The sequence below is a fragment of the Thermoactinomyces sp. CICC 10523 genome (assembly GCF_016055105.1).
GTDB classification, from domain to species: domain Bacteria; phylum Bacillota; class Bacilli; order Thermoactinomycetales; family Thermoactinomycetaceae; genus Thermoactinomyces_A; species Thermoactinomyces_A daqus.
The window spans coordinates 200,209-225,833 of the sequence record NZ_JAECVX010000005.1; the positions used below are offsets into that span (position 1 = coordinate 200,209).

Below are 25,625 nucleotides of genomic sequence, written 5' to 3' on the forward strand. Positions count from 1 at the left end.
TGGCCGGTTAGAGGGGCTTTCCCTTAAGTTCCCATCCCTGGGTTATGCTCAAGAGAGATGATGTTTTATGTAAGAAAGGAGACGGAGGATGGATTATCGCCAAGCGGTTGACCGATGGTTGAAATTTCAGGATTTGGATCGGGATTTAAGGAGGGAATTGGAAGAGATCACGGATGAAAAAGAATTGGAAGACCGCTTTTACACCTCGCTCACCTTTGGTACCGCAGGAATGCGCGGAATCATCGGCGCCGGCACCAATCGAATGAATCGCTATACCGTGCGTAAAGCGACGCAGGGATTGGCCAGGTTTATTCTTAATCAGGGAGAAGAGGCGAAGAAAAAAGGGGTGGTCATCGCTTATGATTGCCGCCATCAGTCGCCGGAGTTTGCCCGGGAAGCAGGGCTGGTGCTGGCGCAAAACGGCATAAAAGCCTATGTCTTCGCTGAATTGCGGCCGACACCGGAGTTATCCTTTGCCGTCCGTCATTTGGGTACTGCAGCCGGCATTATGATTACGGCGAGTCATAATCCCCCGGAATATAACGGATATAAGGTATATGGCTCGGACGGGGCGCAGATCGCCACCGATTTGGCGAACGCTGTGTTGGAGGAGATCGGGCGCGTTCCCGATGAATTGACCGTTCCGATTATGCCGCTGGAAGAGGCCCGGGCTGCGGGACTGTTTGAAGTGATCGGGGAGGAGATTGACGATGCTTATCAAGAGCGGCTGCGGAGTTTGGCGATGCAGCCGGTGCAAAACAACCGCGATCTCAAAATTGTCTACACGCCGCTGCACGGAACGGGAAACAAGCCGGTGCGTCGTATATTGCGGGATTTAGGATTCGGGCAGGTACAGGTGGTTGAACAGCAGGAAAAGCCCGACCCCGATTTCTCCACGGTTCGTTCTCCCAATCCGGAGGAGCATGAAGCGTTTGCGCAGGCGATTGAAATTGCGGAACGGACGGGAGCCGACATCATCATGGGAACCGACCCGGATGCCGATCGTGTCGGGGTTGTTGCCCGGGATGAGACGGGGAAATTTTCCGTTTTGACTGGGAATCAACTGGGAGCGCTTTTGTTGGATTACCTTTTGGCCCGGCGTAAAGAACGGGGGAACCTGCCGGAAAACGGAGTGATGATCAAAACGATTGTCACCTCGGAGCTGGGAGCGAAGATTGCGGCCCGCTACGGAGTGGAAACGATCAACACGCTGACCGGTTTCAAGTTCATAGCGGATCGGATCAAGCAATATGCCGAAAGCGGGGAAAAAACATTCCTGTTTGGCTATGAAGAAAGTTACGGTTACCTGATCGGCGATTTTTGCCGGGATAAGGATGCTGTTCAGGCATGCATGGTTGCCGCGGAAATGGCCGCATATTACAAACGGCAGGGGTTGACGCTCTACCAGGCCTTACGGCGACTGTTTGACCGGTACGGAACCCATCAGGAGGAGTTGGTTTCCCTCACGTTAAAAGGTGTTGACGGAATCAAGCGGATGCGGGCGATCATGGAGCGTCTGCGCAGGTTTCCGCTTCGGGAAGCAGGAGGCATCACCGTGCGGGAGCAAAAAGATTACAGCCGGGGCATTGAAGGGTTGCCGAAAGCAGATGTGTTAAAATATCTGTTTGAGGACGGTTCTTGGTTTGCCATCCGGCCTTCGGGAACCGAGCCGAAGATCAAGTTTTACTTTGCTTCCGTCGGAGAGAATGGTGAAGAAGCGCGAACCCGGCTGGAAAATTTGAAACGCGATGTGATGAAAATCGTCCAATCGGAGGAAATCGCTTAGCAAAAGGGGGCTGACCTGCCCCTTTTCTTTATTGAAGGAGGTGAGACAATGCGCGTACGGAAGGCGGTGATTCCGGCAGCGGGGATGGGACGGAGATTTTTGCCCATTACCAGGGCGATTCCCAAGCCGATGCTGCCGATCGTCGATCGTCCGGCATTGCACTATCTCGTCGATGAGGCCAAACGGTCGGGAATCGAACAAATTGCGATCATTGTGGGATATGGCCGCCAAGTGATTCAAACGTACTTCGCCGGAGATCCCCAGGTGACGCTGATTGACCAACCTGAACCAAAAGGATCAGGGCATGCGGTCTTCATGGCCCGTTCCTTTGTGGGGGATGAGCCTTTCGCCGTCTTGTTGGGCGACATCGTGATTGACAGTGACCCGCCTTGCACCGGACAATTGATCGATGCTTTTCAGCGGCATAAATCTCCCGTGCTGGCGGTTGAAACGCTGAAATATGAATTATTGTCCCAACATAATGCCATCGAGTATCAACCGATCGATGAGAACGAGGTGCTCATACGTCATATTGTGGAAAAACCGCAAGAGAATGTCCCCTCAGCTGTGACCGCAATTGGAAGATATATTTTTCCGCCCGGAATTTTCCCTGTTCTTTCGAAGACACGGCCGGGTTTCGACGGGGAGATTCAATTGACGGATGCGATCAATACCCTGTTGCAAAGGGAGCGGGGAATTGGCCTGTTTTACAAGGGAAAGCGCTTTGATATAGGGGACAAACGGGATTATGTCATGGCCAATTTGGAATTTGCCCTGAAAAGGGAGCAATACAGTGAGGATTTGTGGTCAGCGCTGGAAAAGCTGGCGAATCCCGTTGGGGAATAAGTTTCATTCCTTGATTTATGAAAAGAATTAGTGTATTTTTGACACGAAAATGAATGTAGAAAGTGTGAGTGAAATTAAGGTTGGATCACGCGAAGTGAATTTGGACAAGATTGAAGAGCGCAGCAAAAATCCAATGGTCAAAAAATATGGAATTACCTGGACGCTCTACAAATGTGAGACATGCAAATTTCTCGTGCAAACGGAAAAGAGTTTTCGTTGTCAACATCACAACGGGCGTCATTATCCGTCATGGGATGCATGCGGGCTGTATCGCCCTGCGGATCAGGGGGAAAGTTAACCCTTCCGCCAAAAACGGTCTGTCTTTTTCTCTGGACAGACCGTTTTGCATTGAATGGGACTAATGAAGATGATCAGCTATAATTTCGGCTCCGTGAAAGGAGGAGTACGGCTTGCCGATGGAGGATGCTTGTTTGCGCATCAAAGCCAGCTGCTGAGGTTGTTGCAGCAGCCCGGAAAGATCTTGGGGAAGCCGTTTTGGCTTATCCTGACGAATGGCGGCCCCGCGGTTCAACAGAAAATCGCTGTTGTTCTCTTCCTGGCCAGGAATCGGTTTGCAGATCACCATTGGCAAACCGGTCGCCATTGCTTCGGAGCAAGTCATTCCGCCCGGTTTCGTAATGATGAAGTCGGAAGCGCACATGAAATCAACCATGTTATGGACGAAAGGGAATGTGTAAATATGCGGATCCGTACGGGTTTCCATATGCAGGGATTCGTACAGGGCCTGATTGTTTCCTGTGATGATCAAAAGCTGGAAAGGCTGATGGCAAAAGGATTTTCGAAAGGAATCAAGACTTTTCTTGATCGGTCCCATTCCTTCTCCTCCACCCATGAGCAAAATGGTGAAGCGGTCCAGATCAACTCCGAGTTGCTGGCGGGCCCTGCGCGCATCTTTTTGATTCAGGGAAAAAGACGGATCGATCGGGATGCCGGTCGGATAAAGACGAGGGAGCGGGGTTTTCATTCTTATTTTGTTTCCTATTTCTTCATGGGCGATGATGTAAAAATCGACATCAGGGTGAATCCAAAAACTGTGCGCGTCAAAATCGGTAACCACTGCCCCGAGTCGAAAGCTTCCTGCTTTTTTTTGCTTTAAGTGGGTGCAAGCGCTCAAACAAAATGCATGCGTGCAGACAATCAGCTTTGGAGAGAGGCTGTCAATGATTTCTTTCAATTTACCGGAAACAAGTTTGCCGAGCGGCTCGCGAAAGAAACGATCCCATTCGCGGTCCTGGGAATAGGCCGCTCCCCAGAGAGAGGGAGCGAAGCGCAGCGTCTGAGTATAAAATTTGCCGATCAGAGTCTCCAATGGTTTGCTGATTAACGGGAGCATGCAGACGATATGAACCTCAAGCGAGGGATAACGCATGCGGATTGCCTTTTTTAACGAGTTTGCCGCGCTGTAATGTCCGTAACCGGCAACCGTCTCCGTTAAGATCAAGATTTTGTCCATTTTCAACTCCCCGATCCGTAAAATTGATTTAATCGTTTCTTCGAGATAAATACCCGCTTCGGAATAAGATCATTTTTTCTGCCGGACATTTCCCGGAGGCCGTTGGGATGGCACAGGAGAAAAATACACTTTGCGGTAAGTGATTTGATCCATCGCGTTTTTGGATTGGAAATGTCGGACACCTCAAAACCGAGCCGGTTGGCATTGCGATACAGAAGAGTTGTGCCGAGGATCACCTGAATCTCATTATGTTGAGGGTGATGGTTGATAAACCGGATCAATGCCGGCAACGAGGAGGAGATTAAGCGGCGCAACATAATGGCCCATCCGAATTCGCGCGCTGACGATTGAAGCAGCAACCGGGCGAGAAGCACATTATGTAAATGCAATTGTACATACCAATCGCCGCGTTCGAGGATGGCCCCGTCTGCCGTTTGAATGAGTTCCCCCCGGTATTTCTTGACTGACACGCGAAAAATGTTCTTCCCCTTATCGACATAGTTCAGGCGAGTAAATAAAAAATAGATGATATCCCACAATTGCCACAGGTTGATTATCGTCTGACGGAACATCGGTGCCTCCTCTTTCCGTTTTTTGTATTGTTGCCTGCGGAGAGGCGGATTATTTTGTTCCAAACGGATGAATGATTGGTAATGGTTGGTGGTGAAACGCTGAACATTTTTTGCCGATCCTATTTTTCTTTTCTTTTGATGCCGCTATAATAAAGTCTTGATGTAATTCAGACGGAAAGTGAGCGTTGAGAATGTCCTGGGAATGGTTGAATTTTGTCGGAATCGTCGCTTTTGCGGTCAGCGGGGCGCTGGTGGCGATTGAAGAAAGATATGATATATTCGGTCTCTATGTATTGGGGCTGGTTACCGCTTTCGGCGGAGGAATCATTCGCAATGCCTGTATCGGATTGCCGGTTGGGGATTTGTGGAAACAGGAGATGTTGATTTATGCAGCGCTGATCGCGATTACCTTCGTTTCGATGAGTCCGTCCCTCTGGCTTAAGTTTTGCCGCAAATGGCTGAACTTTTTCGACGCGATCGGTCTGTCGGCTTTCTCCATTCAGGGAGCTCTCTTTGCGACGGGCAAACACCTTCCTTTGGTGGCCGTCATTTTCGCGGCCGTCATGACGGGGATCGGCGGCGGTATTATTCGCGATGTGCTGGCTGGAAGAAAGCCATTGGTTTTTCAAAGGGAAGTTTACGCTTTTTGGGCGATTGTCAGCGGGGTTGCGGTAGGCCTGAAGTGGGTCGATACCCCCTGGGAATTTTATTTCCTCTGTGCGGTCATTGTCACTTTGCGGATGATGTCCACAGCGTTGAAATGGCATTTGCCCGGCCGCCTGGTCATTTTAAAAAACAAAGCTAGCCGTTAACGACATCCGGCTAGCTTTGTTTTTTTAGAACAATACCAGTTGGTTGCTTTCCGGCAGCCCGTCAAGGCAGCCCATGCTTTTCAGCAACTCCACGACGGTACTCGACACGCGTGAACGGGTCTGGAAATCCTCGATCGAAAGGAATTCCCCGTCTTTCCTGGCTTCCATGATATTTTTGGCGGCATTTTCCCCGACGCCCGGGATGGAGGCAAAGGGGAGAATCAACTGGTCATCTCCGTCGATAACAAATTGGGTGGCGTGTGATCGATATAAATCAACGTTTTTAAATTTGAAGCCGCGTGCAAAAAATTCCAGAACGGACTCCAAAGCAGTAAACAGCCCTTTTTCTTTGGGAGATGCCGCGTTGCCTTTTTCGGCAATTTCTTTCATCCGACGTTTGACAAATTCAGGCCCTTTCAAAACGACTTCACAATCGAAATCATCTAATAGCCGGAAGAAATAAGTCGCATAATACTGAATGGGGTAATGCACTTTGAACCAGGCGATGCGGACGGCCATCATAACATAGGCGGCCGCGTGGGCCCGGGGAAACATATATTTGATCTTCCGGCAGGAGTTGATATACCAATCGGGCACGCCATGTTCACGCATCAGTTCTGCTTCTTCATCGGTCAGCCCTTTTCCCTTCCGCACTTTTTCCATGATCTTAAATGATGCCTTCGGCGGACATCCTTTTAAGATCAGATAGAGCATGATATCGTCACGGCAACAGATCGTTTCCGACAGCGTTGCCGTACCGCTGCGGATCAATTCCTGAGCGTTGCCGAGCCAAACGTCTGTTCCGTGCGACAGACCGGAGATGCGCACCAGTTCCGAGAAGCTGGTCGGTTTGGTGTCTTCGAGCATTTGCCGTACAAACTGGGTGCCAAATTCGGGAATCCCCAATGTGCCCGTTTTGACCCCGCCGATTTCTTCCGGGGTGACACCAAGGGATTCCGTCCCGCTGAACAGTTTTAAAACTTCCGGGTCGTCCATGGGAATTTCCCGCGGGTTTACGCCGGTCAGATCCTGCAGCATCCGAATGGTAGTCGGATCCTGGTGTCCCAGAATATCCAGCTTCAACAATTTTCCGCTGATGGAGCGGTAATCGAAATGGGTCGTCCGCGTGCCGGATTTGACATCGTCGGCCGGATGCTGAATCGGGGTGAAGTCGAAAACATCCTTGTACTGCGGAATAACCATGAGCCCGCCCGGATGTTGCCCTGTCGTTCTCTTCACACCGGTGCACCCGGCGACAAGTCGGTCAATTTCCGCCTGTCTGAGTTGCAGATTATGATGTTCCTGGTATTTTTTCACATACCCATATGCCGTTTTCTCCTGAACCTTGGCGATCGTGCCCGCGCGGTAGATATAATCCTTTCCGAATAATTCCTCTGTATAGGCGTGGGCCCGTGGCTGATAATCTGAACCGAAGTTCAGATCGATATCCGGTGTTTTATCCGCTTCAAAGCCCAGGAAGGTTTCAAACGGGATGTCGTGCCCGTCTTTTTTCATCACCTGATGGCAGTTGGGACATTCTTTGTCGGGCAGGTCAAAGCCCGATTCGTAGGAACCATCGAGAATAAATTCGCTGTGTTTGCATTTCGGGCAGCGCCAGTGTGGCGGAAGTGGATTGACCTCTGTAATCTCACTCATTGTGGCTACAAAGGATGATCCGACCGAACCGCGGGAACCGACCAGATAACCATCTGCCAGCGATTTGGTCACCAGGCGCTGGGAAATCAGATAAATCACGGCAAATCCGTGTTTGATAATACTGGTTAACTCGCGCTCGAGCCGTTTTTGCACAACCTCGGGCAACGGATCGCCATACCACTCGTGCGCTCTTTTGTAGCACATCTCTTCCAGCTCTTTTTCCGCACCTTCGATCACAGGGGTCGCGGTTCCTTCCGGCAACAGTTGAATCTCTTCGATTTGTTCAGCGATTTTCCGTGGATTGGAAATGACCACTTCCCGCGCTTTTTCGCTTCCCAGATAGCTGAATTCACTCAGCATTTCATCCGTAGTGCGGAAATGCGCTTTTGGCAACGGAACATTGACGCGAAATCCGTTTTGGTTGGAAACGAGGATATCGCGGAAAATCGCATCCGTTTCATCCAGATAATGCACATTGCTCGTCGCGACGACCGGTTTCCCCAGCTTTTCACCGATTTCCACCAGTAGGCGGTTGGCTTCCCGCAGTCGTTCCGGGCTTTCGACAATCCCTTTTTCAACCAGATGCAGATTGATGTCAACCGGCTGGATTTCCAGGTAATCGTAAAAGCGCGCGATTTCTTCAACCTGTGCCGGCGCTTTGGTCAATGCGGCTTCAAACAATTCACCTCTCTCGCAACCCGAACCGATGATGAGCCCTTCGCGGTGTTTGAGCAACTCACTGCGCGGGATCCGCGGAACGCGGAAAAAATAGTTCAGATGAGACATTGAAATCAGTTTGTATAAATTTTTGAGACCGGTTTGATTGCGCACGAGCAAGATCGCATGGAAAGGACGCAAACGGGTAAGGTCGCGGTCTCCGGTTTTTTCATTGAGTTGGCTGAGGTTTTTAACCTCTTTTTCGGCCGCATCGAGAATCATCTTCCACAGGATGTGTCCGGTGGCTTCTGCGTCATAAATTGCCCGGTGATGTTGTTCCAATTTTACATTCAATTTATCGGCCAGAGTATTTAGCCGGTAGTTTTTCATCCCCGGATACAGAAAGCGTCCGAGTTCCAGGGTATCGATCACCGGATTTCGCACCGGCTCTTTTCCCAGCCGTTTGACCGCTTCCTGCAAAAAGCCCATGTCAAAGCGGGCATTATGGGCGACGAGGACACAGCCGTCAATAAAGTCGAGGAAACGGGTGATCACGTCATCGATTTCCGGTGCATCTTTCAGCATGTCATCGGTAATGTGCGTCAATTCAATGATCTGCTGGGTCAGCGGTCTGTGCGGATTGGCAAACTCGGAAAAGCGGTCGATGATTTCGCCGTTTTTGACCTTGACTGCCGCCAACTCGATAATTACATCATGAACGGCTGACAGTCCGGTGGTTTCAACGTCAAATACGACATAAGTATCCTCCAGCAGCGGGCGGTCTGACGGATTGAGGACGATCGGAACACCATCATCGACAATGTTGGCTTCCATGCCGAAAAGGACTTTGATTCCGTGTTTTTTTCCGGCTTCATAGGCTTCGGGAAAAGCCTGCGCCACTCCGTGATCGGTAATGGCCACAGCCGGATGTCCCCATTTTGCTGCCCGTTTGATCACTTCTCCGGCATCGCAGATTCCGTCCATGGCTGACATCGATGTATGGAGATGGAGTTCAACGCGCTTTTCTTCGGCTGTATCCTGGCGTTCTTCGGCAGCCGTCTCGGTCAAATCATTTACCATCAGAACCAAATCGCGGGAGAAGGTGTCAAATTGAACGGAACCCCGGACTTTCAGCCAGTCGCCATCCTTGATGACGGCGAGGATTTCCGCTTGCTCTTTGTCTCTGGCAAACAGTTTGCAAGCGATCGAACTGGTAAAATCGGTCAGGTTAAAGGTCAACAGTTTGCGACCGCTTTTTAGTTCACGCAGTTCGCTTTTGAACACTTTTCCCTGTACGACGATGCTTTTTTCCTCTTCGGTGATTTCCTTGATCGGCACCGGATCGCTCGTGATCTGGTAACCGATTTTCTTCTCGACCGGTTTTTCCGCTTTTTCCGATTCGCGTTCTGCTGCCTCTTTTGCCTGTTGGGCAAGCAGTTCCTGCATCAGCGTCTGTTCTTCCTGGGCGCGACGGTCATGAAATTCTTTCAGGTGGTCTCGTTCTTCTTCGGACGATGCGCATTCCAGGAAAACAGAAACCTCCCGGCCGAGAATGCGCCGGCAATATTTGGCCAAAATTTGCTCAAGATTTCGCTGTTTGGCCATTTGCCGGGCGGCGGGATTTTTAAAGACAATGGTGATTTTATCTGCCTCCGCCTGCCAGTCGGCCCCGGCAAACCAGGTAGCCGCCGCCGGGGTGATCTGTTCCTGAAGCTGCCGCTCGATCAGTTGTCTGTAATTTTGCAGAAACGTTTCCATTTCCACGTGGTCATAATGAAACTGGATCGATACGTGAATTTGTGGATAGAAATGTTTTTTCACTCGTTGTTGGAAGGTGTGCCAAACGTCTGCAGGGAGTATTTCCGGCAGTCGAAGGTGAATGTTCCAGGCACGCCGATCCGGGTAAACATTGACTTGTTGAATGATGGCCTGGTTGAAGAATTCTTCCAGCCATTTCGGAGGAAGCTTTACCTCATCAAAGAGATGCTTGACGTTTGCTTTTGGATAAACCAAGCCAAATTCCCTCCTGTTTTTTAGAGAAACTTGCGCTCCGTGGATTGCAAGGAAAATAGAACTTCCGGATCAGACCCGGGTTCTGTGTGTCTCTTATCCTATCACAGCGTCAGATAAAGGACAATGTACTTCTCTTGGAAGCCGGTTCCGGCAAACCCGGTATACACAATTACCGACAGGAAAATAATTTTGCAATTTGATTTTTTAAAAAAAGGAGTTTTTTCATTTTCGTTTAATATCATTTCTTTGAATAGAAATGATCTCTGCACACTGCGAAGAGCGTTCTACTATTGTAGGCGTAGCAGGCGAGCGTAAAAGGAGGATTCGAGTTGAACATAAGAGTGACGACGCGGAGAACGAAGATTTCTTCGGAACAATACGAACAGATGTTGAATAGAAAAAAAGGCAAAACGTTTTTGATTTGGAAGCTTTCCGGTGCTGCTTCGGTGCTCCTCCTCCTTTTGGGAACGGCTGCCTACGCTTGGTTTGAAAATGAAGCGCTTAAATCGGTTGGTAATGATGGAAGCAAGAGCAGGTTTGTCGGGAATGGAGCGCCGGATTCGGAAGATGATTTTGGAGCCTTTGTCCTGAAAAAAATAGAAGATTGGACGGGTGACCAGGCCCATGCGGAGGCAAAAGAGCCGGAGATCGCCAGAAGAATTTCCCCGCCGCCGTTTCAGGAGGTAAAGGTAAGCAGGGAAAAGACTGAGCAGCCCAAGTATCTGCATGAAAGGAAAACAGGAAAAACAGAGAAACGGGAGCGAACGCATCCCGCCGGACGTTCCGAAGAAAAGGTGGACAGACCCCAATCGCCCCCTCCTCCGGTGTCAAAACCACCGGCCCGGCCAAAACCTGGAAATGAGAAACCGACTGATCCGACAAACCCGACAAATCCAACAAACCCAACTAACCCGACAAACCCGACAAATCCGCCGGAAGATGACGGATCGCAAAATCCGCCTCCTGACCAACCGTCACCTCCACCACCGGATGGCGGCAGGAATCACAACAAGGGACTTCTCCATGAAGTTGGCGATCTTTTGAAAAAGTTGCTGGGGTTGAAATCCAAAGCAACGCAATAAAAAAGAACTCCCCGTCGCCCGGGAGTTCTTTTTTGTTCAATTTAATCAAATAAGAAACTTTTGATTTTGTTTAACGTTGAGCCGATTTTTGACTGTGCCTCGCCCAGATTGAGCGCTTTCCAGGCGGTCGGCATTGCGTTTGGAACATTCAGCTTGATGATTTGCTTATCGGTCCCGTTTGCATTCATTTCATAAAATGTGCTATTGTCATCACTGGATTCATTATTTCCTTTTATGCCGGAATGATTGAGGGAATAAAGGATTTTGGAGCCGTCATCCGACCAGATTGCACTGCCGACTGCTTTGGTGGTGTCAGCGGTCAGGTTTTTCATGTGGCTGCCATCAGCATCCATCACATAGATATCGGCATTGCCGTTTTTCGACCTGCCGAACAAAATTTTGGACCCGTCCGGTGAGAAATGGGCGTCGTATTCGGACGATTCCCCTGTTTTCCCTGTCAGTTTCTTCAGATTGCTGCCATCCGCATTCATCTCATAAATGTGGCTGAACCCGGTTGCATCGGATGCGTGGCAGATGATTTTGGACCCGTCCGGTGAGAAGTCCGGTTGGGAATAATAGACGCCTTTCTCCGCGTGGGTGATTTGTCGAACTTCCTTGCTTTTGACATCGATCACGTAGAGGTTCCCGTTTCCGCGGGAGAAAACAATTTTGTTGCCATCAGGTGACCAGCGAGGAGAGGCATCGAAATCGGGGAAATGACTGTTGGTTAAGCGAACTTGATTTTTTCCGTCAAGATCTGATATGTAAAGGCTGTCGTTTTTGATGAAAGCTAGTTTTTCCCCGTTTGGTGAAACATCGACAGAATTGCCGGATGTGATTTTGGAAACTTCGAGTGTGTCAGGATTAAATTTGTAAATGGCTTGATTGTACAAAGGACCGCCGTTGAAAAGAACCGGTTTCACATCGTCTTTTGCATAGGCCGGTATGGTCAGTGATATAGACAGTACAAGTGCGCCGACTGCGGCTGTGGTCTTTTTCATTTCTTCTCTCCTCTCTGTTGAAGATGCACCTTTATTATAGCGGATTTCCGTGCTGATGGGGGCCGTTGTTGCAAAATTTACAAACATTTTATTTCTGGAATAGATTGGAAAGATCGTTCTTATATTCCCATTCTCTTTCATTGATTTCCCATGCGGCTATTGCTAGACTGTGGGAAGTAGATGGAAGTGGAAAAGGAGGAACATGCCGGTTTCGGCATCAGTGAGATCATGACGCGATTTGCAATTAAAGGGATTGATCCGGTCTTATTTCGGGATGTGGAATTGATCGCCCGTCTTTTTTTTGAAGAGGTTCAGCTGACGGAAACGGATGACTGGGCTGATTTTCAGCTTGAATTTACTCTTGACGAATCCGAAGCGATTGAAGTTCGGGTGACGCTGACCGCAGACAAAGTGCAGTGGTCGGCGGAACATGTGCGTTCCATCGAAGGATGCACAGGCGAAAAAGAGATTCGGAAACGGATGAAGCAGGCGATCAGCTATGTGCTTGTCCAGGTTTTGGAAAGAGCAACAGGGATTGAGCAGCCTTGGGGGATTTTGACCGGAGTCCGCCCGACGAAGCTGTTTCACACGCTGCTGCAAAAGGGAAATTCCCTGCAAGAGGCAAAACGCTTGCTGGAGCAGGAGTATCTGCTTCATCCGGAGAAGACGCAGATTCTGGAAGAAATCATCCGGCGGCAGCTTACCGTGCTTCCCGATTTTTATGAGCTGGACAAGGAAGTAAGCCTCTATATCGGGATTCCGTTTTGCCCGACCAAATGCGCCTACTGCACGTTTCCCGCGTATGCGATCGGGGGGCGTACGGGGTCGGTGGAAGGCTTTTTGGCTGGACTTCATGAAGAGATTGCCGCTGTTGGTGCATGGCTGAGAACGCGGGGGTTGCCGGTCACGACCATCTATTTTGGCGGTGGCACCCCGACCTCGATTTCGGCTGAGCAGATGGAGTCGTTGTTTCAGCAATTAAAGAGCCATATTCCCGATTTCGGCCAAGTCCGGGAATGGACGGTTGAAGCAGGGCGCCCCGATACACTGGATGAGGAAAAATTGGCGCTGATGAAGCGCTGGAATGTGGACCGGATCAGTATTAATCCGCAGAGCTTTAAGGAAGAAACGCTCAAAGTGATCGGCCGGCACCACACAGTGGAAGAAACGTTGAGAAAATATCAATTGGCGCGGCAGATGGGCTTAAACAATATCAATATGGACCTGATTATCGGCCTTCCGGGCGAAGGGCTCGAGACGTTTGCCGAAACGCTGGATGTCATGCGCGAGCTGCGTCCCGAATCGCTCACGGTACACACCCTGTCCTTTAAAAGCGGTTCCGTGATGACGCAAAATAAAGAGAAATACCGCGTCGCCGGCCGGGAAGAGACGCGGGAGATGGTGCGGATGGCGCGGGAGTGGGCCCGGGATCAGGGGTATGTACCCTACTATCTCTACCGGCAGAAAAATATTTTGGGCAACCAGGAAAATGTCGGTTATGCTTTTCCCGGAGAAGAGAGCCTGTACAACATCATCATCATGGAAGAACGACAGACGATCATCGGTTTGGGCTGCGGTGCCGTCAGCAAGATCATCTCCCCGGTCAGCGGCCGCCTGTCCCGCCTCCCCAATCCCAAGGAGCCAAAAGCCTACATCGATACGTACCGGCGTCATATCAAAGAAAAATTGGCTAAATTGGATGAAGCATACGGGATCACGCCTGTCGGTCATTGATGAAGCGAAGCTTTGCCTTTAAGTTCGGGGCAAAGCTTTTTGTTTTGCTGTATCGCCCGATCCAAAACAGGGAGGATGACATAAATATGAAAAAAAGGGGCACGATGGCCCCGCAGAGGATTACAACAGGTTGGATACAGAGTTACCGGAGCTGTGGTTGATTGCAGTGGCATCACCCAGGTTAATGGGTACTTGGACGTTCAGGTTGATCAAACCTGCGCTTTGAGCACCTGTTCTGGCGGTATTGTTAACCGTTGCGTGAGCTCCGTCTTCGCAACGGTGCCGATCGTGATGGTGCCGATCGTGACGGTGCCTTCTCCGGCGAGGGCAGCAAATTCTGAAACAGTGTCTATGCTTTCTTCTTCTTTTCGAGCAGCAATGCATCAGCTTCACCCCCTTTCAAGAGAATGGGTCCAGATTATTTGGTCAGTTTGTTTTGCCCTGTTGGAACGGTTTTTTGAATCAGGTTGGCAAGCGCCGGAGAAAGTTCATTGTTTGTCTCGTTCAAGACCGATCCTCCGACTATACCCAGTAAGCTGTTGAGAACATTGATTAACCCGCCGGCAAGTATATTAAGAGAACCAACAGCGCCTGAAATCACACTGTTTAAAATCAAGGGAACGGTTCCTGACACACTTGAAATCAATGAGGGTAAGCCTGAAATCAGTTGTTGTTGTTCTTGTTCCTGGATTTCAACGGATTCGTTTTCACTGACTTTTTTTTGAATGATCTCTTCAAGTTGAGAGCGCAACTCATTAAGTTGTTCTTGCGTAAACGAAAAGTTCATTCATCTCACCTCCTTTCGAATGTGCGAACCCGGGAAAGATCTGCAAATCTTTCATTTGTTATACTATATTCTGCTTGATCTGCTTGCGTGTGGGCGGAGAAAGAAATGGTTGTCTTCCTAAAAAGAAGGCTTTTACGTGTTGCGCTTTATGTAAAGAGCGGGCGTGGAGGAGGAAAAGGGAGGGCCGAAACGGCCCCTCTCATTAAAGTGTATTTGAGATTGAGTTGTTGCAGCTGCGGTTGATTGCAGTGGCATCACCCAAGTTAATGGGCACTTGAATGTTGATGTTTGCTAAGCCAGCGCTTTGCGGGCCTGTGTTAGCCTTGTTATTTACCGTTGCGCGGGCCCCATCATGGTCGCAACGGTGCCGATTGTGACGGTGCCGATCGTGATGGTGTCTGTCGTGACAGTGCTTTTTCCGACGGGGACAGCAAAATTTGAAACAGTGTTTTTTCCTTCTCTTTTTCTTTTTTGAGCAGCATTGCATCAGCTTCACCTCCTTTCACGGAATCGCGAGGATTTACTCAGTTTGGGATGGTGGTTGGGCTGCTTTTTTCATTTGCTCGATCGGCACCTCTTTGTAGATCACGTTCACTAATCCGGGAAAAAGTTGATTGACCGCATCAGGGCCGAGAATTTCGACCAAATTGGAGAAAAGTTTGGCTAAATGATTCAGAAATGAGTTGAACCCGTTGGTTATGACGCCAAGAATACCGGATGAAGATCCAGGTCCAGGTATGTTGTTGGTTAGCTCGGCAAGCACTGAATTGACCCGGGAAGGCATCTGAACCTGAACGGATACGGGATTATTTTTGGGGGGAAGCAATTCATCGATCAAAGCACGGATCTGTTTTTCCTGTTCGGGAGTCAGAAAATGGTTCAATGATGTTTCGCCTCCTTTTTTTGAAAAAATGCTTGACCGCTTTCTAAAGGGCATTGGAAAGCGCGTTTTGGTGACTGTTGTGCAAGGAGGTTGCATCACCTGTATTGACCGGGACTTGAACGATGATATTGATCAAGCCGCTGACCGGGCCGTCCACCCTTGCCTCATTGTTGACATGGGCACCCGGCAGTGCTGGGAAGGGATGCCGGTGTGGATGATCACGGCATCTGCGGTGCCGGCGTCGTCGAAGGAGAAATCGACGGCAGCGTTTACACAGAAATCGCCTTCGAAAACGCCATCTTTTTCGCTTGCAACAGCGCATGTCCGATTACCCCTTTCTTTTTTTCTTCCGTTTTTTGTTTTTAACGGGTTCCTGATTTTTCTCTTCTTCCATCAACCCTTTTTCGATGTTTTGCTTAATTAATTCTTTTGTTCCGGGGCTCAAAAGTTCCGTATAATCAAATAATTTTTTTACTTTTGATTCCGTTTCCTCCGAATTCAATACTTGAAGACAAAGGTCGTAAATCTTCAGTTTGATTGCCCTTTGCAATTGTTTCGATAATTCATCAAACTGATTTTTCTGTTGTTGTTCTTGCTTTCCCTGGTTCAAGAGGTCTGCACCTCCCTTATGCATAACTACGAAAAGAAACGGTTACTATAAGATATTCCTTGATAACCATTTGGTGAATATTCTTGGATAAAATAGATTTATAACCTGTGAGCCGGGGGTTTCAGAAGACGGATGGCTAAAACCCTCTTAAATAGGTGGATACTTTTTTCATATTCATTTAGGTAAAGAGTGATAGCGGCGTTCCAACCAGGGAGTTCATATATTTTTAAAGGCAAGGCGGCTAGAAGGGATTTTTGTGGGGCAGGTGGTTGAAAGAGTTGGAGAAAGCTTCGGATGCAGACGGGAGCAGAGCCTGAAAAGGGGGGACGGGCAATGATGACAGTTGCCCGTTTTTGCGGATCCATCGTCAGGTTTCGTCGGGGAAAAATTCCGGAAATTCATTGATAAAAGCACGAGTGACGGCTTCATATTCTTCCTCGTCCAACTCGGCAATCCCGTCTCCTGACCATTCGAAAAAGTAAATTTCCCGGTCTGGATGCTCCGGATGATAATACATGACCATTTTTCGCTCGTCATAGGTAAATGTCGCCCCGAGAACGGCGAGAAACGGCCCTGCATCCGTTTCCAGCCGCTGAAAAAGGATGGGCTCGATCTGATCAAGAACCGTTTCGGTGTAGGAATCGCCGGGAAAGAGGAGGAGCATCTCATCTGCCTCCTCCTCAACAATATATAACTGCCGCTTGTGTTCCTTTTCCCACAACAGCAGCAAATGTTTGACGTTATTATGGATGAAAACATATTGGTAGGGGGTTTGAAAGCGGATTGACACTCCGTTTCCCTCCATTTTGATTTATTGTATGATTGCATCTTATCACAGCCCGGCAAGCGGAGGAATAAAAAAGACTCATCACGCATGAAGTGAGATTTGGAGGAATCACTGAGGGATCATTTGGCTTGCGGGGAGGGGCGGGGGACAGACATATTTGCAACAAACTTGTGCAAAAAATAAGCCGGCTTTTCGGCAAACCGGCTTCCACAGATTTCTTTGTCCGGAAAAGATCAAGGATGGACGACCGTCACATATCCGATCATGGGGCCTTCATGGGTTTCGGTTATATGATCGTGACAGATGAGTTCAAAAGTCCCCGTTCGGTCAGCAGTAAATTCAAGTGTGGCGATTTTTCCTTTTTCAACCGAGCCGGCCACTTTTAATTCCGGAATGGAAAAATGATGGACTTTTCCGTTTAGACCGTGGATATGCAAGCGGATTTTTTCCCCTTTCATCACAATGACGGTGCCGGGATCAAAGCGGTATACTTCTTTTTCTTTCCCGGACAGGAGCGTTTTGTATTCGACAGTGAACAGATGGATATCGCGCGTTTTGGCGTTGACCGGCGATGGGTCGGCTTTGGTGTTGGCTGATTTTGCTTCCGGCCAGGCGGACTTGAGCCAATCCAGAGAGGGGTGGATCAAGCCGATTACCGCGATGATTACCACGACGGCAACAAATGCATAGGCCCAAGGGCGGGGGATATTCATTCGGTTAACCTCCTCTCGGTCTAATAATGGTAATTTTTACATAAATCCTCATTTTCCTCCAATCCATCCCCGGAAGATTTAATCATGTTATTGTGTGCAAATTTTGCTCCCGAAACGGGTAAACTGAGGATGGATGGGTAAGATCAATAAAACGACTGAATTATTCCGGTATCTTGAATTTTTGCCAATCGATTCGTTTTATGTTTGTTCAAAGCGTGCTATACTTTTCATATTGGGAAATAAGGCATGAGGAGGAGAGTGGCATGTCGGCACAAGAGCATACGCCGCAAAACCAGGAAAACGATTTCATCGATTTTGTGAAAGCGGCCGGAGTGTCTTCCGGGATTTTCTTTCTCATCTTCATTATTGCCATTGTTATCGATTTTGTGAAGTGATTTGGGATGGCGAGAGGATAGCAGCAAAAATCCTCTCGTTTTTTCGTGTTATGAATGGAATGTTCTTACCACGGGTGGTTGGCAAAAAAGTGTGCCTGAGCTATACTTCATATGAGCCAAACTTGAATGGTTTTCTGTCCTTGCCAGGCCAAGCGCCTTTTTTTGAAAGGGGATTCAGGCAGGAAATGGCAGATACATAGAAAAAAAGCAGCAGTTTGGCCTAGTCTGACGGGGAATACTCTGATCGAAAGCGCCAAGGCGGCAAGCAAAGTCATCGGATTGTACTTGTGATTGGAGGATCGCGAATGAACGTTCATGAGTATCAAGGGAAGCAAATCCTGAAGAAATATGGTGTTGTTGTACCCAACGGGCATGTTGCGTTTTCACCGGATGAAGCAGTGAAAGCGGCAGAGAGCCTGGGCGGTGATCTCTGGGTGGTGAAAGCGCAAATTCATACCGGCGGCCGCGGTAAAGCAGGTGGCGTGAAGCTGGCCAAAAGCCTGGATGAAGTGCGACAGCATGCGCAAGAACTCTTGGGGAAAGTGCTGGTAACCCATCAAACGGGACCGGAAGGGAAAGAGGTAAAACGGCTGTTGATTGAAGAGGGACTGCCGATCGAGAAAGAATATTATGTCGGCATGGTGATCGATCGCTCGACCAGCCGCGTCGTCATGATGGCGTCAGAAGAAGGCGGAACCGAGATTGAGGAAGTGGCGGCAAAAACGCCGGAAAAAATCTTCAAAGAAGTAATCGATCCGGCGACAGGCATGTTGCCGTTCCAAGCCCGCCGTCTGGCTTATCGCATCGGCATCCCGCAAGATAAAATCAATCTTGCTGCGAAATTCATGCTCGGCCTGTATCAGGCTTTTGTCGAAAATGACTGCTCCCTGGCGGAAATCAACCCGCTTATCACCACCAAAGACGGTCGGGTGATGGCACTCGATGCGAAATTGAATTTTGATTCAAATGCCTTGTTCCGCCATAAAGATATTTTGGAAATGCGCGACTTGGATGAAGAAGATCCAAAAGAAGTGGAAGCTTCCAAATTTGATCTCAACTATATCGCTCTCGATGGAAATATCGGCTGTATGGTGAACGGTGCGGGTTTGGCCATGGCAACGATGGACATTATCAAGCATTTTGACGGTGAACCTGCCAACTTCCTCGATGTGGGCGGCGGCGCAACCACGGACAAAGTGCGTGAAGCTTTCAAAATCATTTTGTCCGACCCCAATGTAAAAGGAATTTTTGTCAATATTTTCGGTGGAATCATGAAATGCGATGTTATTGCCAACGGTGTAGTCGAAGCGGCCAAACAAATTGGCCTTGATCGTCCGCTGGTGGTTCGTCTTGAGGGAACCAACGTGGAGCTCGGCAAGAAGATTTTGAATGAATCCGGCCTCGCAATTGTTGCTGCTGATTCGATGGAAGACGGAGCGAAGAAAATCGTCGAACTCGTAAAGTAATGAACGGATAGAGAGTACGCCTGAGAAAGGTGGGTAATTAACGGTGAGTATTTTCGTAAATAAGGATACTAAAGTAATCACACAGGGAATTACTGGTGCAACCGGATTATTTCATACAAAACAAGCGCTGGAATACGGTACAAAAGTGGTTGGGGGAGTCACCCCGGGCAAAGGAGGAACCGAAATTGAAGGGGTTCCCGTTTTTAACACACTGGCGGATGCCGTTGATGCGACCGGTGCGAACGCTTCCGTGATTTATGTTCCGCCGGCCTTTGCCGCTGATGCGATTATGGAAGCTGTCGATGCGGAGCTCGATTTGGTGGTTTGTATCACGGAAGGGATTCCGGTGCTGGACATGGTGAAAGTGAAACGCTACATGGAAGGCAAGAAAACGCGACTGATCGGTCCGAACTGCCCCGGCGTCATCACTCCGGGCGAGTGTAAAATCGGTATTATGCCGGGCTATATTCATACCCCGGGACATGTGGGAATTGTCTCCCGCAGCGGGACGCTGACCTATGAAGCTGTTCATCAGTTGACCACCCGCGGCATCGGACAATCCACCGCAGTCGGAATTGGAGGCGACCCGGTCAACGGAACCAACTTTATCGACTGCTTGAAAGCGTTTGAAGAAGATCCGGATACAAAAGCGGTGATCATGATCGGGGAAATCGGCGGTACCGCGGAAGAAGAGGCTGCCGAATGGATCAAGGCCAATATGACGAAACCGGTTGTCGGCTTTGTCGGTGGTCAAACTGCACCTCCGGGAAAACGGATGGGACATGCGGGAGCGATTATCTCCGGCGGAAAAGGGACGGCTGCGGAAAAAATCGCGACGTTGACCGCCGCAGGGGTTACTGTTGCACCCACACCGGCCGTGATCGGGGAAACATTGGTGAAGGTCTTGGAAGAAAGGGGTTTGCTGGGCGAGTGCATCACTAAGTCGTAAACATCCTGCAGAAAACAAGCGGGAACCTCTGAGCGAGGTTTCCGCTTTTTACTTTTCAACTGAAAGGAGATGTTGTTTTTGGACTTACGGGACGGATTGGCGGCGATCCATCATATACCGGGGGTTGGTTGGAACACCATGGCTCGGCTTCTGAAAGCGGGCTTTCTGCCTGATCAGGATTTAACCCCGTCCGTCATCGATGCTTTGCGGCATAATGGGATTTCGCCGAAAATGGTGAAGTTGCTCAAACAAAAGTGGAATCCGGCGTGGATCAAGCAGGTGAAGGAGGGGTTGAAAAATAAGAAAATTGAGGTAATTACCTATTTTTGTGATGAATATCCGTTATTATTAAAAGAAATTGCCATGCCGCCCTGGGTTTTGTACATAAAGGGAAATGCCGGGCTGCTCAGGGAAACGAGCCTTGCCGTAGTGGGAACGAGGCGCCCCACTCCTTACGGGCTGAAGGTGACGAAACAGCTCGTCCGGGAAATGGTGGAGGCCGGATTTGTGATTGCCAGCGGAATGGCCAATGGCATAGATGGAGCAGCTCACCGAACGGCTTTGGAACATCGGGGAAAAACGGTTGCCGTCTTGGGATGCGGAGCGGACGTGGTATATCCGAAAAATCATCGCGCGCTCTACGATGAAATCGTACGGACCGGAGCCGTGGTATCGGAATCGATTCCGGGAACCACTCCCCATCCGGGACTGTTTCCGGCGCGCAATCGAATCATAAGCGGCCTTTCCCGGGGAACATTAGTGATTGAAGCGGCTGAGCGGTCCGGTTCGCTGATTACCGCCGATTTCAGCCTGGAACAGGGGCGTGAGGTATTTGCCGTTCCCGGCCCGATTACCTCCGTGCAGAGTCGGGGGACCCTGCAATTGATCCGGCAGGGAGCCAAATGCGTTGTTTGCGGCAATGATATTTTGGAGGAATTTTACGACTGGACCCCGGGCAAACAGAAACAGGCGGAAGCGCATGACCGTCAGAAGCAGGATTTTGACGAAAAGGAAGAAAAAATCTTGTCTTATTTTGATACCGATGAGCCGGTTCCGCTTCCTCTCTTATTGGAAAAAGGAGGACGGGAGTTTCCGCCCGGGGAGATTCAGCGGATTTTGTTGCAACTTGAATTGAAAAAAGCGGTTTTGCAGCTGCCCGGTGCCCGTTTTGTCCGGAATTCATTTGACAGAAGTTGAACTTTCCCGTTTAAATTTGATATTGTATCCATTACGATTGACTTCGGGGATGTTGTTTCAAACTGGAAAATGGTCAATTCGTTTGAAAATAAAAGTTCTACCAATGTTGAGGGGAGGGCCATCTTATGGCCGATTCGCTAGTGATCGTCGAATCGCCCGCAAAAGCGAAAACCATAAAAAAATATCTGGGGAGCAAATATATTGTCAAGGCTTCGATGGGGCATGTGCGTGATTTGCCGAAAAGCCAGATGGGCGTTGATGTGGAAAATCAATTTGAACCCAAATATATTACGGTGCGGGGCAAAGGGGATATTCTCAAGGAGCTGCGCGATGCCGGAAAAAAAGTGAAGCGCGTGTACCTGGCAGCGGACCCTGACCGGGAAGGGGAAGCGATTGCCTGGCATCTGGCGCAAATTTTAAAGCTTCCCTTGAATGAGGAATGCCGGGTGGTTTTTAACGAAATCACCAAGACGGCCGTAAAAGATGCCTTTAAGCACCCGCGCAGGATCAACATGGATTTGGTCAATGCCCAGCAGGCCCGGCGGATTCTCGACCGTCTAGTCGGTTACGGAATCAGCCCGATTCTCTGGAAAAAAGTAAAAAAAGGATTAAGCGCTGGCCGGGTTCAATCGGTTGCCGTCAAATTGATTATCGACCGCGAAAACGAAATTCGCCGCTTTGCCCCGGAAGAGTATTGGACGGTTACCGCCGTGCTGTTGAGCGGGGATGAGGAGCTGGAGGCGAAATTTTTTGGGTATGGACGGCAAAAAACGGAGTTAAAATCGGAAGCCGATGTTGAGCAACTGTTGGATAAAATCAAAGGAAAACGATTTGTCGTCGAAGAGATCAAAACGAGCGAGCGGCGCCGAAATCCCGCGCCTCCGTTTATCACCAGCACCATGCAGCAGGAAGCGGCCCGCAAGTTGAATTTCCGGGCGCAAAAGACGATGGCAATCGCCCAGCAACTCTATGAGGGGGCGGATCTGGGCAAGGAGGGGACGGTCGGCCTTATTACCTACATGCGAACTGATTCCACCCGTGTCTCGGAGACGGCCACGGCAGAAGCCCGCAATTATATTAAGGAAACGTTCGGTTGCGAGTACTTAACCAACGCGCCGCGCACGCACAAGAAAAAAGCCGGAGCCCAGGATGCTCACGAAGCGATCCGTCCAACCTCCGTGCACCGTACTCCTGACAAGATGAAAGAATACTTGTCCCGGGATCAATTTCGCCTTTATAAACTGATTTGGGAGCGTTTCGTCGCTTCACAAATGGCGTCGGCCGTTTTCGATGCCGTTACCGCCGATATCCGGGTCGGGGAGGCTTTATTTCGGGCGACCGGATCCAAAATGAAATTTCCCGGTTTTATGAAGGTATACGTCGAGGGAAAGGACGATAATAAAAATGAAGAAAACAAATGGCTGCCGCCGCTTGAAAAAGGACAGTCTTTAAAGAGAAAATCGATTACGCCGAAACAACATTTTACCCAGCCTCCGCCGCGCTACACCGAAGCCACTTTGGTAAAAGAGCTGGAGGAGAAAGGGATTGGCCGTCCCAGCACTTATGCCCCGACGTTGGAAACGATTAAAAAACGGGGCTATGTGCTGATGGAAGACAAACGCTTTGTGCCTTCCGAGCTCGGTGAAATTGTCATCGGGCTGATTGGCGAGTTTTTCCCCGAAGTGTTAAATGTGGAGTTTACCGCGCATATGGAGAATGATCTGGATCAGGTGGAAGCCGGGAAGGCGAACTGGATTGAGATCCTGGATCAGTTTTATCGTCCGTTCCGCGAACGCCTGGTCACAGCGGAAAAAGAGATGGCGGAAGTGGAGTTGCAGGATGAAGTCTCCGACGAAGTATGTGAGAAATGCGGAAGCCCGATGGTTTACAAGTTCGGGCGTTACGGGAAGTTCCTGGCCTGTTCTGCATTTCCCGAATGCCGTAACACCAAAGCGATTTTAAAGTCGACGGGAGTCACCTGCCCCAAATGCAAAAAAGGGGAGATCGTGGAGCGGAAAAGCAAAAAACAGCGCACCTTCTATGGCTGTGAACGTTACCCAGATTGCGATTTTGTTTCCTGGGACCGCCCGGTACCGCGTCCTTGTCCGAAGTGCGGAAATTACATGATTGAGAAAAAGACAAAAAAAGAGAAAGTGATTCGTTGCAGTGTTTGCGATTATGAAGAACCGAATTCCTGAAAAAAGGGAGAGAGAAGGAAAATGACAGACAGATATGTTACCGTCGTAGGGGCCGGACTGGCCGGAAGCGAAGCCGCTTGGCAGATTGCGGAGAGCGGTGTTCGGGTCAAGCTGTATGAGATGCGCCCGGTCAAGATGACGCCTGCCCATCGAGGCGGCCAGTTTGCGGAGTTGGTATGCAGCAATTCGCTGCGGGCCGCCTCCCTGACCAATGCGGTCGGCATTTTGAAAGAGGAAATGCGCCGTTTAAATTCGCTGATCATGAAATGCGCGGACCAACATGCGGTTCCGGCCGGCGGCGCTTTGGCGGTCGACCGTGAGGCGTTTTCGGGGGAAATTACCCGGATCTTATCCCAGCATCCCAATATTGAAGTGTGCAAGGAGGAAGTGACGGATATCCCGGACGGACCGACTGTGATTGCCACAGGCCCGCTCACGTCTGCTTCCTTGTCGGACAAGCTGAAGCGTCTGACTGGTGAGGATTATCTCTATTTTTATGATGCGGCGGCTCCGATCGTGGAAAAGGACAGTATTGACATGGACAAGGTTTTTGTCGCTTCGCGCTATGACAAGGGGGAAGCAGCCTATCTCAATTGCCCGATGACCGAAGAGGAGTTCGACCGGTTTTATGATGCGTTGATTCATGCAGATGTGGCGCCTTTAAAGGACTTTGAAAAAGAAATTTACTTTGAAGGCTGCATGCCGATTGAAGTGCTGGCCAAACGCGGGAAGAAAACGCTGCTCTTCGGCCCGATGAAACCGGTGGGGCTTGTTGACCCCCGTACGGGAAAACGGCCGCATGCAGTGGTTCAATTGCGCCAGGACAACAGCGCGGGGACCTTGTATAACATAGTCGGCTTTCAAACGCACTTGAAATGGGGGCCGCAAAAAGAAGTGATCCAGCTCATTCCCGGTCTGGAGAATGCGGAAATTGTCCGTTACGGGGTGATGCACCGCAACACCTTTATCAACTCTCCGAAGCTGTTGCGCCCCACCTACCAGATCCGCATGCGCGACGATCTCTTTTTTGCCGGGCAGATGACAGGGGTTGAAGGCTATGTCGAATCCGCAGCAGCCGGGCTTCTCGCCGGGATTAATGCCGCCCGTCTGGTGCAGGGACGCAAGTTGGTCGTACCGCCCAGAACAACGGCGATCGGAAGCATGGCCCACTATATCACCAGCGCAGACCCTGCTCATTTTCAGCCGATGAATGCCAATTTCGGCCTGTTTGAAGAGTTGCCCGAACGGATCAAGAGCAAGAAGGAGCGGGCGGAAAAATATGCGGAGCGGGCCCTGGCAGATATTGAAGCGTTTCGCCGGGAACTTTTCTGATCCCCTTGCACAGGGATTTTTATAAGCAGTAGAGTATAGTAAGGAAGCTTTAAAAATATAAATGAAGAAACGGGTTCATGGCAAAGAGCCGTTTCTTCATACATAGGATATTTTGAATGAAGGGGGAAACAGAGTTTGGGAGATTTTCATGCCACGACCATTTTTGCTGTTCGCCATAAAGGTTCTGCCGCAATGGCGGGCGATGGCCAAGTCACTTTTGGCAACCAACTGATTATGAAACACGGGGCCAAAAAAGTCCGCCGTCTGTATAAAGGTCAGGTTGTTGCCGGTTTTGCCGGTTCCGTTGCCGATGCAGTGACGCTCTTTGAAAAATTTGAGGGGAAGCTGGAAGAGTATCACGGCAATCTGCCTCGCGCCGCAGTTGAACTGGCGAAAGAGTGGCGTTCCGATAAAGTGTTGCGTCGTCTTGAAGCGATGTTGATCGTAATGAACAACGATCATCTCTTTTTGATCTCCGGAACCGGCGAAGTGATCGAGCCGGATGATGAGGTTCTGGCCATCGGGTCGGGCGGCAGTTTCGCGCTGTCTGCCGGCAGGGCGTTAAAACGGTATGCACCGCATCTGTCAGCCAGTGAGATCGCCGAGGCGGCCCTGAAAATCGCCAGTGAGGTTTGTGTCTTTACCAATGACCACATCATTGTGGAGGAGGTATAA

At 49.7% G+C, this 25,625-nt stretch carries 21 protein-coding genes; 13 read left to right on the plus strand and 8 right to left on the minus strand.

What is annotated here, in order from left to right; all coding sequences use genetic code 11:
- Positions 1 to 88: 88 nt before the first annotated feature.
- Complete coding sequence (locus I8U19_RS08825) at positions 89 to 1,786, plus strand: phospho-sugar mutase (RefSeq protein WP_198055712.1); 1,698 nt, start codon at positions 89 to 91, stop codon at positions 1,784 to 1,786.
- A gap of 48 nt (positions 1,787 to 1,834) precedes the next feature.
- A complete protein-coding gene (locus tag I8U19_RS08830) occupies positions 1,835 to 2,632 on the plus strand; it encodes a UTP--glucose-1-phosphate uridylyltransferase (RefSeq protein ID WP_033102326.1) in 798 nt (265 codons plus the stop codon).
- 358 nt (positions 2,633 to 2,990) lie between these two features.
- Here the strand turns inward: I8U19_RS08830 and I8U19_RS08835 are convergent, their stop codons facing one another.
- Positions 2,991 to 4,106: an MGDG synthase family glycosyltransferase gene (locus I8U19_RS08835; RefSeq protein ID WP_198055713.1), complete on the minus strand. Its 1,116-nt coding sequence runs from the start codon at positions 4,104 to 4,106 to the stop codon at positions 2,991 to 2,993.
- Positions 4,107 to 4,108: 2 nt separating this feature from the next.
- The gene (locus I8U19_RS08840; RefSeq protein ID WP_033102329.1) at positions 4,109 to 4,678 is read right to left on the minus strand and encodes a YkoP family protein; all 570 of its coding nucleotides are present in this window, start codon (positions 4,676 to 4,678) and stop codon (positions 4,109 to 4,111) included.
- A gap of 191 nt (positions 4,679 to 4,869) precedes the next feature.
- Here I8U19_RS08840 and I8U19_RS08845 point away from each other — a divergent pair, with 191 nt between their 5' ends.
- The gene (locus tag I8U19_RS08845; RefSeq protein WP_033102330.1) at positions 4,870 to 5,490 is read left to right on the plus strand and encodes a trimeric intracellular cation channel family protein; all 621 of its coding nucleotides are present in this window, start codon (positions 4,870 to 4,872) and stop codon (positions 5,488 to 5,490) included.
- A 24-nt stretch (positions 5,491 to 5,514) separates the two neighbouring features.
- Here the strand turns inward: I8U19_RS08845 and I8U19_RS08850 are convergent, their stop codons facing one another.
- Positions 5,515 to 9,816, minus strand: coding sequence for a PolC-type DNA polymerase III (locus tag I8U19_RS08850; RefSeq protein WP_198055714.1), 4,302 nt, complete (start codon positions 9,814 to 9,816; stop codon positions 5,515 to 5,517).
- A 329-nt stretch (positions 9,817 to 10,145) separates the two neighbouring features.
- On the opposite strand from I8U19_RS08850, the gene I8U19_RS08855 reads away from it, so the two are divergent.
- Positions 10,146 to 10,898, plus strand: a complete 753-nt coding sequence (locus I8U19_RS08855) for a hypothetical protein (RefSeq protein ID WP_033102332.1) — start codon at positions 10,146 to 10,148, stop codon at positions 10,896 to 10,898.
- A gap of 41 nt (positions 10,899 to 10,939) precedes the next feature.
- Here the strand turns inward: I8U19_RS08855 and I8U19_RS08860 are convergent, their stop codons facing one another.
- Positions 10,940 to 11,899, minus strand: coding sequence for a TolB family protein (locus I8U19_RS08860; RefSeq protein WP_198055715.1), 960 nt, complete (start codon positions 11,897 to 11,899; stop codon positions 10,940 to 10,942).
- A gap of 228 nt (positions 11,900 to 12,127) precedes the next feature.
- Between I8U19_RS08860 and I8U19_RS08865 the strand changes: the two genes are divergently transcribed.
- Entirely contained in the window at positions 12,128 to 13,633 is a 1,506-nt protein-coding gene (locus tag I8U19_RS08865; RefSeq protein WP_198055731.1) for a coproporphyrinogen III oxidase, read from the plus strand.
- Positions 13,634 to 14,051: 418 nt separating this feature from the next.
- Here I8U19_RS08865 and I8U19_RS08870 read toward each other — a convergent pair whose 3' ends face one another.
- Together I8U19_RS08870 and I8U19_RS08875 are read right to left on the minus strand one after the other, a co-directional pair.
- Positions 14,052 to 14,420, minus strand: a complete 369-nt coding sequence (locus I8U19_RS08870) for a hypothetical protein (protein WP_033102334.1) — start codon at positions 14,418 to 14,420, stop codon at positions 14,052 to 14,054.
- Positions 14,421 to 14,940: 520 nt separating this feature from the next.
- Entirely contained in the window at positions 14,941 to 15,303 is a 363-nt protein-coding gene (locus I8U19_RS08875; protein WP_033102335.1) for a hypothetical protein, read from the minus strand.
- 189 nt (positions 15,304 to 15,492) lie between these two features.
- Between I8U19_RS08875 and I8U19_RS08880 the strand changes: the two genes are divergently transcribed.
- Positions 15,493 to 15,669 (plus strand): hypothetical protein, encoded by a 177-nt coding sequence (locus I8U19_RS08880; protein ID WP_198055716.1) that lies wholly within the window; start codon positions 15,493 to 15,495, stop codon positions 15,667 to 15,669.
- A gap of 611 nt (positions 15,670 to 16,280) precedes the next feature.
- On the opposite strand, the gene I8U19_RS08885 is transcribed toward I8U19_RS08880, so the two are convergent.
- Entirely contained in the window at positions 16,281 to 16,703 is a 423-nt protein-coding gene (locus I8U19_RS08885; protein ID WP_033102337.1) for a hypothetical protein, read from the minus strand.
- Positions 16,704 to 16,933: 230 nt separating this feature from the next.
- A complete protein-coding gene (locus I8U19_RS08890) occupies positions 16,934 to 17,413 on the minus strand; it encodes a cupredoxin domain-containing protein (protein ID WP_052154452.1) in 480 nt (159 codons plus the stop codon).
- A gap of 263 nt (positions 17,414 to 17,676) precedes the next feature.
- On the opposite strand from I8U19_RS08890, the gene I8U19_RS08895 reads away from it, so the two are divergent.
- The 7 genes from I8U19_RS08895 to hslV all read left to right on the plus strand — a co-directional run bounded on the left by I8U19_RS08895 (position 17,677) and on the right by hslV (position 25,625).
- Entirely contained in the window at positions 17,677 to 17,808 is a 132-nt protein-coding gene (locus I8U19_RS08895) for a YqzM family protein (protein WP_160173936.1), read from the plus strand.
- 305 nt (positions 17,809 to 18,113) lie between these two features.
- Positions 18,114 to 19,274, plus strand: a complete 1,161-nt coding sequence (sucC, locus tag I8U19_RS08900) for an ADP-forming succinate--CoA ligase subunit beta (RefSeq protein WP_198055717.1) — start codon at positions 18,114 to 18,116, stop codon at positions 19,272 to 19,274.
- A gap of 43 nt (positions 19,275 to 19,317) precedes the next feature.
- Positions 19,318 to 20,223, plus strand: a complete 906-nt coding sequence (gene sucD / locus I8U19_RS08905; protein WP_198055718.1) for a succinate--CoA ligase subunit alpha — start codon at positions 19,318 to 19,320, stop codon at positions 20,221 to 20,223.
- Between the two features lie 78 nt (positions 20,224 to 20,301).
- Entirely contained in the window at positions 20,302 to 21,420 is a 1,119-nt protein-coding gene (gene dprA, locus I8U19_RS08910) for a DNA-processing protein DprA (protein WP_198055719.1), read from the plus strand.
- A gap of 125 nt (positions 21,421 to 21,545) precedes the next feature.
- A complete protein-coding gene (gene topA, locus I8U19_RS08915; protein ID WP_198055720.1) occupies positions 21,546 to 23,618 on the plus strand; it encodes a type I DNA topoisomerase in 2,073 nt (690 codons plus the stop codon).
- A gap of 21 nt (positions 23,619 to 23,639) precedes the next feature.
- The gene (gene trmFO, locus I8U19_RS08920; protein ID WP_033102342.1) at positions 23,640 to 24,950 is read left to right on the plus strand and encodes an FADH(2)-oxidizing methylenetetrahydrofolate--tRNA-(uracil(54)-C(5))-methyltransferase TrmFO; all 1,311 of its coding nucleotides are present in this window, start codon (positions 23,640 to 23,642) and stop codon (positions 24,948 to 24,950) included.
- Positions 24,951 to 25,085: 135 nt separating this feature from the next.
- Positions 25,086 to 25,625 carry an ATP-dependent protease subunit HslV gene (gene hslV / locus I8U19_RS08925; protein ID WP_033102343.1) on the plus strand — a complete coding sequence of 180 codons (540 nt, stop codon included), beginning with the start codon at positions 25,086 to 25,088 and terminating at the stop codon, positions 25,623 to 25,625.